This is a genomic window from Enterobacter dykesii (assembly GCF_008364625.2).
In the GTDB taxonomy this organism is placed as follows: Bacteria; Pseudomonadota; Gammaproteobacteria; order Enterobacterales; family Enterobacteriaceae; genus Enterobacter; species Enterobacter dykesii.
The window spans coordinates 4,105,342-4,118,634 of the sequence record NZ_CP126604.1 but is presented as its reverse complement, the minus strand read 5'-3'; the positions used below and the strand labels follow the sequence as shown (position 1 = coordinate 4,118,634).

Below are 13,293 nucleotides of genomic sequence, written 5' to 3'. Positions count from 1 at the left end.
GTAGAGGTGTAAGATGGCTCACATCGAAAAACAGGCTGGCGAACTGCAGGAAAAGCTGATCGCGGTAAACCGCGTATCTAAAACCGTTAAAGGTGGTCGTATTTTCTCCTTCACAGCTCTGACTGTAGTAGGCGATGGTAACGGTCGCGTTGGTTTTGGTTACGGTAAAGCGCGTGAAGTTCCAGCAGCGATCCAGAAAGCGATGGAAAAAGCCCGTCGCAATATGATTAACGTCGCGCTGAACAACGGTACCCTGCAACACCCAGTTAAAGGTGTTCACACGGGTTCTCGTGTATTCATGCAGCCAGCTTCAGAAGGTACCGGTATCATCGCCGGTGGTGCAATGCGCGCCGTTCTGGAAGTTGCTGGGGTTCATAACGTTCTGGCCAAAGCATATGGTTCCACCAACCCGATCAACGTGGTTCGTGCAACTATTGATGGCCTGGAAAATATGAATTCTCCAGAAATGGTCGCTGCCAAGCGTGGTAAATCCGTTGAAGAAATTCTGGGGTAATTGACCATGGCAAAGACTATTAAAATCACTCAAACCCGCAGTGCAATCGGTCGTCTGCCGAAACACAAGGCAACGCTGCTTGGCCTGGGTCTGCGTCGTATTGGTCATACCGTTGAGCGCGAGGATACTCCTGCTGTTCGTGGTATGGTCAACGCGGTTTACTTCATGGTTAAAGTTGAGGAGTAAGAGATGCGTTTAAATACTCTGTCTCCGGCCGAAGGCTCTAAAAAGGCGGGTAAACGCCTGGGTCGTGGTATCGGTTCTGGCCTCGGCAAAACCGGTGGTCGTGGTCACAAAGGTCAGAACTCTCGTTCTGGCGGTGGCGTACGTCGCGGTTTCGAGGGTGGCCAGATGCCACTGTACCGTCGTCTGCCGAAGTTCGGCTTCACCTCTCGCAAAGCAGCGATCACAGCGGAAATCCGTCTGTCTGACCTGGCGAAAGTTGAAGGCGGCGTTGTAGACCTGAACACGCTGAAAGCAGCAAACATTATCGGTATCCAGATCGAGTTCGCGAAAGTGATCCTGGCTGGTGAAGTTTCTACTCCGGTAACTGTTCGTGGCCTGCGTGTTACTAAAGGTGCTCGTGCTGCTATCGAAGCTGCTGGCGGTAAAATTGAGGAATAAGTAGCAGATGGCTAAGCAACCGGGATTAGATTTTCAAAGTGCCAAAGGTGGATTTGGCGAGCTGAAACGCAGACTGCTGTTTGTTATCGGCGCGCTGATTGTGTTCCGTATTGGCTCTTTTATTCCGATCCCTGGTATCGATGCCGCTGTACTTGCCAAACTGCTTGAGCAACAGCGAGGCACCATCATTGAAATGTTCAACATGTTCTCTGGTGGTGCTCTCAGCCGTGCTTCTATCTTTGCATTGGGTATTATGCCGTACATTTCGGCATCTATTATTATCCAGCTGCTGACGGTCGTTCATCCGGCCCTGGCAGAGTTGAAGAAAGAAGGGGAGTCTGGACGTCGTAAGATTAGTCAGTACACCCGTTACGGTACTCTGGTGCTGGCAATATTCCAGTCGATCGGTATTGCTACCGGTCTGCCGAATATGCCTGGTATGCAGGGCCTGGTGTTAAACCCGGGCTTTGCATTCTACTTCACCGCTGTTGTAAGTCTGGTCACAGGGACTATGTTCCTGATGTGGCTCGGCGAACAGATTACTGAGCGTGGTATCGGTAACGGTATCTCTATCATTATCTTCGCCGGTATTGTTGCGGGCCTCCCGCCAGCCATCGCCCATACTATCGAGCAAGCGCGTCAAGGCGACCTGCACTTCCTCCTGTTGCTGTTGGTTGCAGTATTAGTATTTGCAGTGACGTTCTTTGTTGTCTTCGTTGAACGTGGTCAACGCCGCATTGTGGTGAACTACGCTAAACGTCAGCAGGGTCGTCGTGTCTATGCTGCACAGAGCACACATTTACCGCTGAAAGTGAACATGGCGGGGGTTATCCCGGCTATCTTCGCTTCCAGTATTATTCTGTTCCCGGCGACCATCGCGTCATGGTTCGGGGGCGGTACTGGTTGGAACTGGCTGACAACAATTTCGCTGTATTTGCAGCCTGGGCAACCACTTTATGTGTTACTCTATGCGTCTGCGATCATCTTCTTCTGTTTCTTCTACACGGCGTTGGTCTTCAACCCGCGTGAAACAGCAGATAACCTGAAGAAGTCCGGTGCATTTGTACCAGGAATTCGTCCGGGAGAGCAAACGGCGAAGTATATCGATAAAGTAATGACTCGCCTGACTTTGGTTGGTGCGCTTTATATTACTTTTATCTGCCTGATCCCGGAGTTCATGCGTGATGCAATGAAAGTACCGTTCTACTTCGGTGGGACCTCACTGCTTATCGTTGTTGTCGTGATTATGGACTTTATGGCTCAAGTGCAAACTCTGATGATGTCCAGTCAGTACGAGTCTGCATTGAAGAAGGCGAACCTGAAAGGCTACGGCCGCTAAATGGTCGCCTGAGAAGTTACGGAGAGTAAAAATGAAAGTTCGTGCTTCCGTCAAGAAATTATGCCGTAACTGCAAAATCGTTAAGCGTGATGGTGTCATCCGTGTGATTTGCAGTGCCGAGCCGAAGCATAAACAGCGCCAAGGCTGATTATTTCGCATATTTTTCTTGCAAAGTTGGGTTGAGCTGGCTAGATTAGCCAGCCAATCTTTTGTATGTCTGTACGTTTCCATTTGAGTATCCTGAAAACGGGCTTTTCAGCATGGTGCGTACATATTAAATAGTAGGAGTGCATAGTGGCCCGTATAGCAGGCATTAACATTCCTGATCAGAAACATGCTGTGATCGCATTAACTTCGATCTACGGCGTCGGCAAGACCCGTTCTAAAGCCATTCTGGCTGCAGCGGGTATCGCTGAAGATGTTAAGATCAGTGAGCTGTCTGAAGAACAAATCGACACGCTGCGTGACGAAGTTGCCAAATTTGTCGTTGAAGGTGATCTGCGCCGTGAAATCAGCATGAGCATCAAGCGCCTGATGGATCTTGGTTGCTATCGCGGTTTGCGTCATCGTCGTGGTCTGCCAGTGCGCGGTCAGCGTACTAAGACCAACGCACGTACCCGTAAGGGTCCGCGCAAACCGATCAAGAAATAATCGGGGTGATTGAATAATGGCAAAGGCACCAGTTCGTGCACGTAAACGTGTAAGAAAACAAGTCTCTGACGGCGTGGCTCATATCCATGCTTCTTTCAACAACACCATCGTTACTATTACTGATCGTCAGGGTAACGCATTGGGTTGGGCAACAGCCGGTGGTTCCGGTTTCCGTGGTTCTCGCAAATCCACTCCGTTCGCAGCTCAGGTTGCAGCAGAGCGTTGCGCAGAAGCCGTAAAAGAATACGGCATCAAGAATCTGGAAGTTATGGTTAAAGGTCCGGGTCCGGGTCGTGAATCTACTGTTCGCGCTCTGAACGCCGCTGGTTTCCGCATCACGAATATTACTGATGTGACTCCGATCCCTCATAACGGTTGTCGTCCGCCGAAAAAACGTCGCGTATAACGCTCCGTTTTTTAGGTTAGTTGGAGATAGAAAATGGCAAGATATTTGGGTCCTAAGCTCAAGCTGAGCCGTCGTGAGGGCACCGACTTATTCCTTAAGTCTGGCGTTCGCGCGATCGATACCAAGTGTAAAATTGAACAAGCTCCTGGCCAGCACGGTGCGCGTAAACCGCGTCTGTCTGACTATGGTGTGCAGTTGCGTGAAAAGCAAAAAGTTCGCCGTATGTACGGTGTGCTGGAGCGTCAGTTCCGTAACTACTATAAAGAAGCAGCACGTCTGAAAGGCAACACAGGTGAAAACCTGCTGGCTCTGCTGGAAGGTCGTCTGGACAACGTTGTATACCGTATGGGCTTCGGCGCTACTCGTGCTGAATCACGTCAGCTGGTTAGCCACAAAGCAATCATGGTAAACGGTCGTGTTGTTAACATCGCTTCTTATCAGGTTAAAGCGAATGACGTTGTTAGCATTCGTGAGAAAGCGAAAAAGCAATCTCGCGTGAAGGCCGCTCTGGAGCTGGCTGAGCAGCGTGAAAAGCCAACCTGGCTGGAAGTTGATGCTGGCAAGATGGAAGGTACGTTCAAGCGTCAGCCAGAACGTTCTGATCTGTCTGCGGACATTAACGAACACCTGATCGTCGAGCTTTACTCCAAGTAAAGCTTAGTACCAAAGAGAGGACACAATGCAGGGTTCTGTGACAGAGTTTCTAAAACCGCGCCTGGTAGATATCGAGCAAGTGAGTTCGACGCACGCCAAGGTGACCCTTGAGCCTTTAGAGCGTGGCTTTGGCCATACTCTGGGTAACGCACTGCGCCGTATTCTGCTCTCATCGATGCCGGGTTGCGCGGTGACCGAGGTTGAGATTGATGGTGTACTTCATGAGTACAGCACCAAAGAAGGCGTTCAGGAAGATATCCTTGAAATCCTGCTCAACCTGAAAGGGCTGGCGGTGAGAGTTCAGGGTAAAGATGAAGTTATTCTTACTCTGAATAAATCTGGCATTGGCCCTGTGACTGCAGCCGACATCACCCACGACGGTGATGTTGAAATCGTCAAGCCGCAGCACGTGATCTGCCACCTGACCGATGAGAACGCAGCTATTAGCATGCGTATCAAAGTTCAGCGCGGTCGTGGTTATGTGCCGGCTTCTGCCCGAATTCATTCGGAAGAAGATGAGCGCCCAATCGGCCGTCTGCTGGTCGACGCATGCTACAGCCCTGTAGAGCGTATTGCCTACAATGTTGAAGCAGCGCGTGTAGAACAGCGTACCGACCTGGACAAGCTGGTCATCGAAATGGAAACCAACGGCACAATCGATCCTGAAGAGGCGATTCGTCGTGCGGCGACCATCCTGGCAGAACAACTGGAAGCTTTCGTTGACTTACGTGATGTACGTCAGCCGGAAGTGAAAGAAGAGAAACCAGAATTCGATCCGATCCTGCTGCGCCCTGTTGACGATCTCGAATTGACTGTCCGCTCTGCTAACTGCCTCAAGGCAGAAGCTATCCACTATATCGGTGATCTGGTACAGCGTACCGAGGTTGAGTTGCTGAAAACGCCGAACCTGGGTAAAAAATCTCTTACTGAGATTAAAGACGTGCTGGCTTCACGTGGTCTGTCTCTGGGCATGCGCCTGGAAAACTGGCCACCGGCAAGCATTGCTGACGAGTAACCGGATCACAGGTTAAGGTTTTACTGAGAAGGATAAGGTCATGCGCCATCGTAAGAGTGGTCGTCAACTGAACCGCAACAGCAGCCATCGCCAGGCTATGTTCCGCAACATGGCAGGTTCACTGGTTCGTCATGAGATCATCAAGACGACCCTGCCTAAAGCGAAAGAGCTGCGTCGCGTAGTTGAGCCGCTGATTACTCTTGCCAAGACTGACAGCGTTGCTAATCGTCGTCTGGCATTCGCCCGTACTCGTGATAACGAGATCGTGGCAAAACTGTTTAACGAACTGGGCCCGCGTTTCGCGAGCCGTGCCGGTGGTTACACTCGCATTCTGAAGTGTGGTTTCCGTGCAGGCGACAACGCGCCGATGGCTTACATCGAGCTGGTTGATCGTTCAGAGAAAGCAGAAGCTGCTGCAGAGTAATCTGCAGTAACGTAAAAAAACCCGCTCCGGCGGGTTTTTTTATATCCGCGATACCCACGCTTCTCTACAATGTCTGTATTAATTCTGTTCATCCCCTGGAGCTGATAATGTGGTTGCTCGATCAGTGGGCAGAACGCCATATCCGTGATGCTCAAAATAAAGGTGAATTCGACGATCTCCCGGGGAGCGGCGAACCCCTTGTGCTTGACGATGATTCGCACATTGCGCCTGAATTACGGGCCGGATACCGTTTACTTAAAAATGCGGGCTGTCTCCCCCCGGAGCTCGAACAGCGCAGAGAGGCCGTTGAACTGGCCGATCTTCTCAATGGAATCGGCCATGACGATCCACGACATTCTGAACTTAGCCGCCGTCTCGCCCTGCTTGAACTCAAGCTACGCCAGGCTGGGATGAACACTGATTTTCTGCACGGTGAATACGGTGATAGGTTGATGCAGAAAATGAACGAGGAGTAGTTATGTACCGTATCGGTGAACTTGCGAAGCTTGCGAACGTTACGCCGGATACTATCCGATATTACGAAAAGCAGCAGATGATCGATCATGAAGTTCGTACTGAAGGTGGCTTTCGACTTTATACCGATAACGATCTGCAGCGCCTGCGGTTTATTCGTTATGCGCGTCAGCTCGGCTTCACGCTGGATTCGATCCGCGAGTTATTATCGATCCGCATCGATCCGTCACATCACACCTGCCAGGAATCTAAAAGCATTGTGCAGGCCCGGCTGGATGAAGTTGAAGCGCGCATACAGGAGCTGCAAACCATGCAGCGCTCCCTGCAAAGGCTGAATGACGCCTGCTGCGGCACGGCCCACAGCAGTATTTACTGTTCAATTCTCGAAGCCCTGGAACAGGGAGCGAGTGGAGAAGCTCAGGGCTGTTGATTTTTAGTTCAACCGGGTCTAGACTCCCGTCGTCATAAACCCTGCTCTGGAGACATTATGAGCCGCTATCAGCACACGAAAGGACAAATTAAAGACAATGCCATTGAGGCGTTACTTCACGACCCGTTATTCAGGCAGCGCGTTGAGAAGAATAAAAAAGGGAAAGGAAGTTATCTGCGTAAAGACAAACATGAAAAACGGGGTAACTGGGAGGCCAGTGGCAAGCAAGCGAATCGCTTATTTGCCACTGGCCTTCCTGCTTTTATCTATTGATTAGACGCGGTTATTCTGCTCTTTTAACAGATCGCGGATCTCACTTAACAGCACTTCTTCTTTCGTTGGCGCAGGTGCTGCAGCCGGCTCTTCTTTTTTACGGTTGAGCCTGTTGATCAGCTTGATGGCCATAAATATGGCAAATGCGACAATCACAAAATCAAATACGTTCTGAATAAATACGCCGTAGTGCATCACGACTGCCGGGACATCACCCTGCGCTTCACGCAGCGTGAAAGCGAACTGTTTGAAATCAATGCCGCCGATTAACAACCCTAAGGGTGGCATGATAATGTCGGCCACTAATGATGAAACAATTTTGCCGAATGCCGCACCAATAATGACACCCACTGCCAAATCCACCACGTTCCCGCGCATCGCAAATTCGCGAAATTCTTTAATAAAACTCATTGTTCTCTCCTTGTGCCAGCTGACGAGTTTAAGTTTAACAAATCATTAGCCAATTGCCATTCGGGATAATTAAACATTATGAAAAATAAAAGGCACAGAAATGAAAAGGATAAAGTAAGGGTGCTCTTTCTCGAGCACCCAATTCTTTAAAGGAAGAATGGACTTGGCTGGAATAAACGTTCGACGTCGGTAATAAACTTTTTATCGGTTAGGAACATAATAACGTGATCGCCTTGCTCAATCCGTAAATTATCATTGGCAATCATGACATCATTCCCGCGCACAACGGCGCCGATAATCGTGCCTGGTGGCAGTTTAATTTCGTCGATCGAGCGGCCGACGACTCGTGACGTCGTTTCATCTCCATGAGCCACGGCTTCAATGGCTTCCGCTACGCCACGGCGGAGCGATGACACTCCGACAATATCCGCTTTACGAACATGGCTTAGAAGCGCGGAAATTGTCGCCTGCTGAGGGGAAATGGCAATATCAATAACGCTGCCCTGAACCAGATCGACATACGCCTTGCGCTGAATAAGCACCATGACTTTTTTAGCCCCCATGCGCTTCGCGAGCATGGCGGACATTATATTCGCCTCGTCGTCGTTGGTGACGGCAATAAAGAGATCAACCTGATCGATATGCTCTTCAGCCAGCAACTCCTGATCCGACGCATCACCATAAAATACGATCGTATTTTGCAGTTTTTCCGCCAGTTCAGCAGCACGCTGTTGATCGCGCTCGATCAACTTAACGCTGTAATCTTTTTCCAGCCGATGTGCCAGACCGGCACCGATATTGCCGCCGCCGACCAGCATAATGCGTTTATAGGGTTTTTCGAGACGCTGAAGTTCACTCATCACCGCACGAATATGCTGTGAGGCCGCAATAAAGAAGACCTCATCACCGGCTTCGACAATCGTGGAACCTTGCGGGCGAATTGGCCTGTCGTGACGGAAAATGGCTGCGACGCGCGTATCAATATGCGGCATGTGCTCGCGCATGGTGGAAAGCGCATTGCCGATCAATGGTCCACCATAATAGGCCTTAACCACTGCCAGGCTCACTTTACCCTCGGCAAAGTTCACCACCTGCAGGGCGCCCGGATATTCGATCAGACGATAGATATTGTCGATAACCAGCTGTTCTGGCGCGATGAGGTGGTCAATGGGGACTGCTTCGGAATTAAACAGTTTTTCAGCATCGCGAACATAGTCCGGAGAGCGAATACGCGCAATTCGGTTTGGCGTGTTGAAAAGCGAGTAGGCCACCTGACAGGCCACCATATTAGTTTCGTCAGAACTGGTTACCGCAACCAGCATGTCGGCATCGTCAGCGCCCGCCTCACGAAGGACGCGCGGGTGCGAACCATGGCCCTGCACAACGCGCAGATCAAATTTGTCCTGCAAAACTCGCAGGCGATCGCCGTTGGTATCCACGATGGTGATGTCGTTGTTTTCGCCAACCAGGTTTTCCGCCAGCGTTCCGCCAACCTGTCCTGCGCCCAGAATGATAATCTTCATATCTCGTGACCTGTTCTCAACATCACTCTTTGATTAGCTTAGCGTAAAAGAAGCCATCACCCTCTTCTGTACCCGGCAGATTCTGCTGACCCGGGAGTTCAGGCGTTCCCGTATCGCGCAGCGCCGCGTCCGGGGTACGTTTAAGGAAGGCCGCGATTTGCTGGCTGTTTTCTTCCGGCAGTACGGAGCAGGTTGCATACACCAGCGTGCCGCCGGGCTTGAGATGCGGCCAAATGGCGTCGAGAATGTCGGATTGCAGTTGGGCAAGTTCCTTAATATCACGATCGCGGCGTAGCCACTTGATGTCCGGATGACGACGAATAACGCCGGTTGCAGAGCAGGGGGCATCCAGCAAAATGCGATCGAACTGGGTTTCACCACACCATTCTGCGGGTTTGCGTCCATCGCCTTGCTTAACCTGTGCCTTCATGCCCAGGCGCTTGAGGTTGTCATAGACGCGTGAAAGACGCTGCTCATCAACGTCCACCGCCATCACGCTGGCTTGCGGAGCCACTTCAAGAATATGCGTCGTTTTGCCCCCAGGCGCGGCGCAGAGATCGAGGATCTGCTCACCGTTTCGGGGTTCAAGCCAGGTCATGCAACCCTGAGCCGAGGCATCCTGTACCGTTACCCAACCGTCTTCAAAGCCGGGCAATGCATGTACCGGTGCAGGCGATGCTAAGCGCACGGCATCAGGGTATGCGTCATGGGTGAAGCCGCTCATTCCAGCTTCTTCGAGTAATGCCAGCCATGCGTCACGGGTGTGGTGATTACGATTCACGCGTAACCACATTGGCGGACGCTGGTTGTTGGCATCGGTAATGTCCTGCCACTGCTGCGGATAAGCTTTTTTCAGGCGCTTCAACAGCCAGTCCGGATGCAGGAAGCGCGCGTCGTTTTGGGCAAATTCAGCCAGAAGCTCATCCTGCTGTCGCTGGAACTGACGCAATACGCCGTTAATCAGCCCTTTCAGCTGAGGACGTTTAATCGCAACGGCACCTTCCACCGTCTCTGCCAGCGCGGCGTGAGGTGGGATGCGGGTATGAAGAAGCTGATAAAAACCCACCATAATCAAATAATGTACGGTGCGCTGCTTGCCCGTCATTGGGCGTGACATCAGCTTATTAATCAGCCACTCAAGCTGAGAAAGCGTGCGCAGAACGCCAAAGCAGAGCTCCTGAAGCAGGGCTTTATCTTTATCAGAAACTTTTTGCTGCAGGGGAGGCAGGACGTTACTCAATGACTGGCCCTGCTCGATAACCTGCTCGACGGCCTGGGCCGCCATACTGCGTAGATTTTGTTTTTTCATAACCGTAAAAATAAAAATGCCCGGAAACACCGGGCCTTAAGAATAAATTTGCTCAGGCAAGGCGATTGCCCGGGATAAACCATTCACGACGGGAATTTAACAGATCCTGAGCGCTCATGGCTTTCTTACCGGCCGGTTGGAGCGATTCAAGATTCAAAATCCCTTGCGCAGTAGCCACCTGGATCCCGTTCTTGTTGGCGTCAACAATCGTGCCGGGTTCAGCCGTGGTAGTACCGCTAGTGACGGAGGCTTTCCAGACTTTCACCGGCTGCTCGTCAATCTCCATCCAGCTCATTGGCCACGGATTAAAAGCGCGAATGCAGCGTTCAAGCTGAGCGGCTGACAGGGACCAGTCGATACGCGCTTCTTCTTTGCTCAGCTTTTCGGCGTAGGTTACCAGCGCGTCATCCTGAACTTCCGGTTTTGCCGTATTGTCAGCAAGCTGCTGAAGCGTCTCGATAAGCCCTTGTGGGCCAAGGTCTGCCAGTTTGTCATACAGCGTGGCGCTGGTATCGTCTGACGTAATGGGGCAGGCCAGTTTATACAGCATGTCACCGGTGTCTAAACCTACGTCCATCTTCATGATGGTAACGCCCGTTTCGGCATCACCAGCCCACAGCGAGCGCTGGATTGGTGCAGCACCACGCCAGCGCGGAAGCAGAGACCCATGCACGTTGATGCAACCCAGGCGTGGCATATCAAGCACAGCTTTTGGCAGAATTAAACCGTAAGCCACCACCACCATTACGTCGGCATTCAGGTCAGCAACCAGCTGCTGATTTTCCTGCGGACGCAGCGATGCGGGCTGAAAAACGGGAAGCCCATGCTCTTCTGCCAGCACCTTGACCGGGCTCGGCATCAGTTTTTTGCCGCGACCTGCCGGGCGGTCCGGCTGGGTAAAGACGCCAACAACCTGATGACCAGAAGATAACAGCGCGTCAAGATGACGCGCTGCAAAATCAGGGGTTCCCGCGAAGATAATTCGTAGTGTTTTAGACACGATGATCCTTGTATCCGGGAGGACGTTATGCGCGAGAACGCAAACGATCCAGTTTTTCTACTTTCTGACGAATACGCTGCTGTTTCAGCGGCGAGAGATAATCGATAAACAGTTTGCCGACCAGGTGATCCATCTCATGCTGAATACAAATTGCCAGCAGGTCGTCTGCTTCCAGTTCGAACGGATTACCGTCACGATCCAGGGCGCGAATTTTCACCTTTTCAGCTCGCGGCACTAACGCACGCTGTTCAGGAATAGACAGACAGCCTTCCTCAATACCGGTTTCGCCACTCTTTTCGAGCAGCTCAGGGTTGATCAGCACCAGGCGGCCATCGCGATTTTCAGAAACATCAATCACGATAATACGCTTGTGAATGTCCACCTGCGTCGCCGCAAGGCCAATGCCTTCTTCGGCGTACATGGTATCGAACATATCATCAACGATACGCTGGATTTCTGCATTCACTTCTTTGACCGGTTCAGCGACGATGCGAAGGCGCTCGTCCGGAATATGTAACACTTGCAAAACTGCCATAAATTTCCAGAGTCGTGTTCAGGAGTTGATAAGAATACTACCTCTATTCTAGACAAATCCCCCATCGATTGACAGCATCAGTGACCAATCGCAATGATTGCGGAGGCCGCTTATGGCAGGGGAAAGGATGACGTCTAACGAGATATGGCTACGGCTAATACACACTGGGTCGCTTTGTGGTGATGTAATGCTGGACGCGGCTGAGCGACTGCAGAAGCAGGAACACCTCAACGTGCTCGTGGCCAGAAACGCCGGGCTTACAGCGAAGCAGACTGAACGGTTCCTTGCCCTCGATGAGAGTGAGCTGGAACGTAGCCTGATGTGGCTTGAGCAGCCGGGACATCATTTATTAACGGCCAACCATCCCCTTTATCCCCCATTGCTTCGCACGATCCCTGATTATCCCGGGGCGTTATTCATAAAAGGTAACCCTGAGGCGCTTAATACGGTTCAATTGGCAGTGGTCGGCAGTCGTGCGCCATCATGGTACGGCGAGCGATGGGGGAAAATCCTGTGCGAACAACTCTCACAAAGCGGTTTCACGATCACCAGCGGCCTGGCCTGCGGTATTGACGGCGTTGCCCACGGTGCGGCGCTGTCAGCTAAAGGACGAAGTGTAGCGGTGCTGGGGAACGGTCTTTTTAGCATTTATCCACGCCGACATCAGGCATTGGCGATGCGGCTTATTGAATCTGACGGCGCGATAGTTTCTGAGTTTCCGCTTTCCGCACAGCCCAGGCCGGCAAACTTTCCGCGTCGGAATCGGATTATCAGCGGGCTTAGCAAAGGCGTGCTGGTGGTTGAAGCGGCGCGCCGAAGCGGTTCGCTGGTCACGGCGCGATGCGCGCTCGAGCAGGGGAGAGAAGTCTTCGCCTTGCCTGGTCCAATAGGTAATCCAGGATGCGAGGGGCCCCACTGGCTGATTAAGCAAGGGGCAACGCCGGTAACGGAAGTAGGAGATATTCTTGAAAATTTGCAGTATGGGTTGCAATGGCTGCAGGAAGATCCCGAAAAGCGACAATATTCATCAGATCAGGGAAAGGTGGCATTGCCATTTCCCAAGCTCCTGGCTAACGTAGGAGATGAGGTAACACCTGTTGACGTTGTCGCTGAACGTGCCGGCCAACCTGTGCCAGTAACGGTAGCACAGCTACTCGAACTGGAGTTAGCAGGGTGGATCGCAGCTGTACCCGGCGGCTATGTCCGATTAAGGAGGGCATGCCATGTTCGACGTACTGATGTATTTGTTTGAGACTTACATCCATAACGAAGCAGAAATGCGAGTGGATCAGGACAAATTGACACAGGATCTTACCGATGCGGGGTTTGAGCGGGAAGATATCTATAATGCGTTGATGTGGCTGGAAAAACTGGCTGATTATCAGGAAGGCCTCGCCGAACCGATGCAGCTGGCTTCTGACCCATTGTCAGTACGCATTTATACAGCAGAAGAGTGTGAAAGGCTGGATGCCAGCTGCCGGGGGTTCATTTTATTCCTTGAGCAGATTCAGGTGCTGAACCTCGAAACGAGAGAAATGGTGATAGAGCGCGTCATGGCGCTGGATACAGCAGAATTTGAACTGGAAGATCTTAAGTGGGTGATCCTGATGGTTCTGTTTAATATCCCGGGCTGTGAAAACGCCTATCAGCAAATGGAAGAATTACTCTTTGAAGTGAATGAAGGTATGCTGCACTAATTCAATGTGCAGCA

20 protein-coding genes are annotated in these 13,293 nt (G+C 51.5%); 15 read left to right on the top strand and 5 right to left on the bottom strand.

The genetic code is table 11. The features are described from left to right. Nucleotides 1-13: 13 nt before the first annotated feature. The 13 genes from rpsE to F0320_RS19610 all read left to right on the top strand — a co-directional run bounded on the left by rpsE (nucleotide 14) and on the right by F0320_RS19610 (nucleotide 6,804). Nucleotides 14-514 carry a 30S ribosomal protein S5 gene (gene rpsE, locus F0320_RS19670; protein ID WP_003863299.1) on the top strand — a complete coding sequence of 167 codons (501 nt, stop codon included), beginning with the start codon at nucleotides 14-16 and terminating at the stop codon, nucleotides 512-514. 6 nt (nucleotides 515-520) lie between these two features. Then, nucleotides 521-700 (top strand): 50S ribosomal protein L30, encoded by a 180-nt coding sequence (rpmD, locus tag F0320_RS19665; protein ID WP_003863301.1) that lies wholly within the window; start codon nucleotides 521-523, stop codon nucleotides 698-700. 3 nt (nucleotides 701-703) lie between these two features. Then, nucleotides 704-1,138, top strand: coding sequence for a 50S ribosomal protein L15 (gene rplO, locus F0320_RS19660; RefSeq protein ID WP_003863304.1), 435 nt, complete (start codon nucleotides 704-706; stop codon nucleotides 1,136-1,138). Between the two features lie 7 nt (nucleotides 1,139-1,145). After that, nucleotides 1,146-2,477: a preprotein translocase subunit SecY gene (gene secY / locus F0320_RS19655; RefSeq protein WP_003863305.1), complete on the top strand. Its 1,332-nt coding sequence runs from the start codon at nucleotides 1,146-1,148 to the stop codon at nucleotides 2,475-2,477. A gap of 31 nt (nucleotides 2,478-2,508) precedes the next feature. After that, nucleotides 2,509-2,625: a 50S ribosomal protein L36 gene (rpmJ, locus tag F0320_RS19650; protein ID WP_000868187.1), complete on the top strand. Its 117-nt coding sequence runs from the start codon at nucleotides 2,509-2,511 to the stop codon at nucleotides 2,623-2,625. A 146-nt stretch (nucleotides 2,626-2,771) separates the two neighbouring features. Then, nucleotides 2,772-3,128: a 30S ribosomal protein S13 gene (rpsM, locus tag F0320_RS19645; RefSeq protein WP_003863308.1), complete on the top strand. Its 357-nt coding sequence runs from the start codon at nucleotides 2,772-2,774 to the stop codon at nucleotides 3,126-3,128. 16 nt (nucleotides 3,129-3,144) lie between these two features. Continuing rightward, nucleotides 3,145-3,534, top strand: a complete 390-nt coding sequence (rpsK, locus tag F0320_RS19640) for a 30S ribosomal protein S11 (RefSeq protein WP_003863312.1) — start codon at nucleotides 3,145-3,147, stop codon at nucleotides 3,532-3,534. Between the two features lie 33 nt (nucleotides 3,535-3,567). Further along, nucleotides 3,568-4,188 (top strand): 30S ribosomal protein S4, encoded by a 621-nt coding sequence (rpsD, locus tag F0320_RS19635; RefSeq protein ID WP_004868345.1) that lies wholly within the window; start codon nucleotides 3,568-3,570, stop codon nucleotides 4,186-4,188. Between the two features lie 25 nt (nucleotides 4,189-4,213). Further along, entirely contained in the window at nucleotides 4,214-5,203 is a 990-nt protein-coding gene (locus F0320_RS19630) for a DNA-directed RNA polymerase subunit alpha (protein ID WP_002919219.1), read from the top strand. A gap of 40 nt (nucleotides 5,204-5,243) precedes the next feature. Further along, nucleotides 5,244-5,627, top strand: a complete 384-nt coding sequence (rplQ, locus tag F0320_RS19625) for a 50S ribosomal protein L17 (protein ID WP_001216368.1) — start codon at nucleotides 5,244-5,246, stop codon at nucleotides 5,625-5,627. Nucleotides 5,628-5,734: 107 nt separating this feature from the next. Continuing rightward, entirely contained in the window at nucleotides 5,735-6,103 is a 369-nt protein-coding gene (locus tag F0320_RS19620) for a DUF1992 domain-containing protein (protein ID WP_126331254.1), read from the top strand. 2 nt (nucleotides 6,104-6,105) lie between these two features. Next, the gene (gene zntR, locus F0320_RS19615) at nucleotides 6,106-6,531 is read left to right on the top strand and encodes a Zn(2+)-responsive transcriptional regulator (protein ID WP_126331253.1); all 426 of its coding nucleotides are present in this window, start codon (nucleotides 6,106-6,108) and stop codon (nucleotides 6,529-6,531) included. 57 nt (nucleotides 6,532-6,588) lie between these two features. After that, nucleotides 6,589-6,804 (top strand): alternative ribosome-rescue factor A, encoded by a 216-nt coding sequence (locus F0320_RS19610; RefSeq protein WP_126331251.1) that lies wholly within the window; start codon nucleotides 6,589-6,591, stop codon nucleotides 6,802-6,804. Here F0320_RS19610 and mscL read toward each other — a convergent pair whose 3' ends face one another. The 5 genes from mscL to def form a co-directional block, all read right to left on the bottom strand. Then, the gene (gene mscL / locus F0320_RS19605; protein WP_023309449.1) at nucleotides 6,805-7,215 is read right to left on the bottom strand and encodes a large-conductance mechanosensitive channel protein MscL; all 411 of its coding nucleotides are present in this window, start codon (nucleotides 7,213-7,215) and stop codon (nucleotides 6,805-6,807) included. It abuts the gene before it with no gap. A 146-nt stretch (nucleotides 7,216-7,361) separates the two neighbouring features. Next, nucleotides 7,362-8,738: a Trk system potassium transporter TrkA gene (gene trkA, locus F0320_RS19600; RefSeq protein ID WP_008503482.1), complete on the bottom strand. Its 1,377-nt coding sequence runs from the start codon at nucleotides 8,736-8,738 to the stop codon at nucleotides 7,362-7,364. 22 nt (nucleotides 8,739-8,760) lie between these two features. Then, complete coding sequence (gene rsmB, locus F0320_RS19595; RefSeq protein ID WP_126331249.1) at nucleotides 8,761-10,047, bottom strand: 16S rRNA (cytosine(967)-C(5))-methyltransferase RsmB; 1,287 nt, start codon at nucleotides 10,045-10,047, stop codon at nucleotides 8,761-8,763. 52 nt (nucleotides 10,048-10,099) lie between these two features. Beyond that, nucleotides 10,100-11,047: a methionyl-tRNA formyltransferase gene (fmt, locus tag F0320_RS19590; protein ID WP_126331247.1), complete on the bottom strand. Its 948-nt coding sequence runs from the start codon at nucleotides 11,045-11,047 to the stop codon at nucleotides 10,100-10,102. Nucleotides 11,048-11,072: 25 nt separating this feature from the next. Further along, nucleotides 11,073-11,582 carry a peptide deformylase gene (gene def, locus F0320_RS19585; protein WP_008503479.1) on the bottom strand — a complete coding sequence of 170 codons (510 nt, stop codon included), beginning with the start codon at nucleotides 11,580-11,582 and terminating at the stop codon, nucleotides 11,073-11,075. 127 nt (nucleotides 11,583-11,709) lie between these two features. Between def and dprA the strand changes: the two genes are divergently transcribed. After that, on the top strand, nucleotides 11,710-12,834 hold the full coding sequence (gene dprA / locus F0320_RS19580; RefSeq protein ID WP_126331246.1) for a DNA-protecting protein DprA: 1,125 nt from the start codon (nucleotides 11,710-11,712) through the stop codon (nucleotides 12,832-12,834). Continuing rightward, nucleotides 12,806-13,279 (top strand): DUF494 family protein Smg, encoded by a 474-nt coding sequence (gene smg, locus F0320_RS19575; RefSeq protein ID WP_008503477.1) that lies wholly within the window; start codon nucleotides 12,806-12,808, stop codon nucleotides 13,277-13,279. The genes dprA and smg overlap by 29 nt, the downstream gene beginning before the upstream one ends. The last annotated feature ends 14 nt before the right edge of the window (nucleotides 13,280-13,293 follow it).

What these genes read in the sequence shown, in the direction of transcription:
- F0320_RS19630 (WP_002919219.1), top strand. Translation starts at nt 4,214, where the DNA reads ATGCAGGGTTCTGTGACAGAGTTTCTAAAACCGCGCCTGGTAGATATC.
- rplO (WP_003863304.1), top strand. Translation starts at nt 704, where the DNA reads ATGCGTTTAAATACTCTGTCTCCGGCCGAAGGCTCTAAAAAGGCGGGT.
- def (WP_008503479.1), bottom strand. Translation starts at nt 11,582, where the DNA reads ATGGCAGTTTTGCAAGTGTTACATATTCCGGACGAGCGCCTTCGCATC.
- rpsE (WP_003863299.1), top strand. Translation starts at nt 14, where the DNA reads ATGGCTCACATCGAAAAACAGGCTGGCGAACTGCAGGAAAAGCTGATC.
- rpsD (WP_004868345.1), top strand. Translation starts at nt 3,568, where the DNA reads ATGGCAAGATATTTGGGTCCTAAGCTCAAGCTGAGCCGTCGTGAGGGC.
- F0320_RS19620 (WP_126331254.1), top strand. Translation starts at nt 5,735, where the DNA reads ATGTGGTTGCTCGATCAGTGGGCAGAACGCCATATCCGTGATGCTCAA.
- rpmJ (WP_000868187.1), top strand. Translation starts at nt 2,509, where the DNA reads ATGAAAGTTCGTGCTTCCGTCAAGAAATTATGCCGTAACTGCAAAATC.
- rpsK (WP_003863312.1), top strand. Translation starts at nt 3,145, where the DNA reads ATGGCAAAGGCACCAGTTCGTGCACGTAAACGTGTAAGAAAACAAGTC.
- rplQ (WP_001216368.1), top strand. Translation starts at nt 5,244, where the DNA reads ATGCGCCATCGTAAGAGTGGTCGTCAACTGAACCGCAACAGCAGCCAT.
- mscL (WP_023309449.1), bottom strand. Translation starts at nt 7,215, where the DNA reads ATGAGTTTTATTAAAGAATTTCGCGAATTTGCGATGCGCGGGAACGTG.
- rpmD (WP_003863301.1), top strand. Translation starts at nt 521, where the DNA reads ATGGCAAAGACTATTAAAATCACTCAAACCCGCAGTGCAATCGGTCGT.
- trkA (WP_008503482.1), bottom strand. Translation starts at nt 8,738, where the DNA reads ATGAAGATTATCATTCTGGGCGCAGGACAGGTTGGCGGAACGCTGGCG.
- F0320_RS19610 (WP_126331251.1), top strand. Translation starts at nt 6,589, where the DNA reads ATGAGCCGCTATCAGCACACGAAAGGACAAATTAAAGACAATGCCATT.
- smg (WP_008503477.1), top strand. Translation starts at nt 12,806, where the DNA reads ATGTTCGACGTACTGATGTATTTGTTTGAGACTTACATCCATAACGAA.
- dprA (WP_126331246.1), top strand. Translation starts at nt 11,710, where the DNA reads ATGACGTCTAACGAGATATGGCTACGGCTAATACACACTGGGTCGCTT.
- secY (WP_003863305.1), top strand. Translation starts at nt 1,146, where the DNA reads ATGGCTAAGCAACCGGGATTAGATTTTCAAAGTGCCAAAGGTGGATTT.
- rsmB (WP_126331249.1), bottom strand. Translation starts at nt 10,047, where the DNA reads ATGAAAAAACAAAATCTACGCAGTATGGCGGCCCAGGCCGTCGAGCAG.
- zntR (WP_126331253.1), top strand. Translation starts at nt 6,106, where the DNA reads ATGTACCGTATCGGTGAACTTGCGAAGCTTGCGAACGTTACGCCGGAT.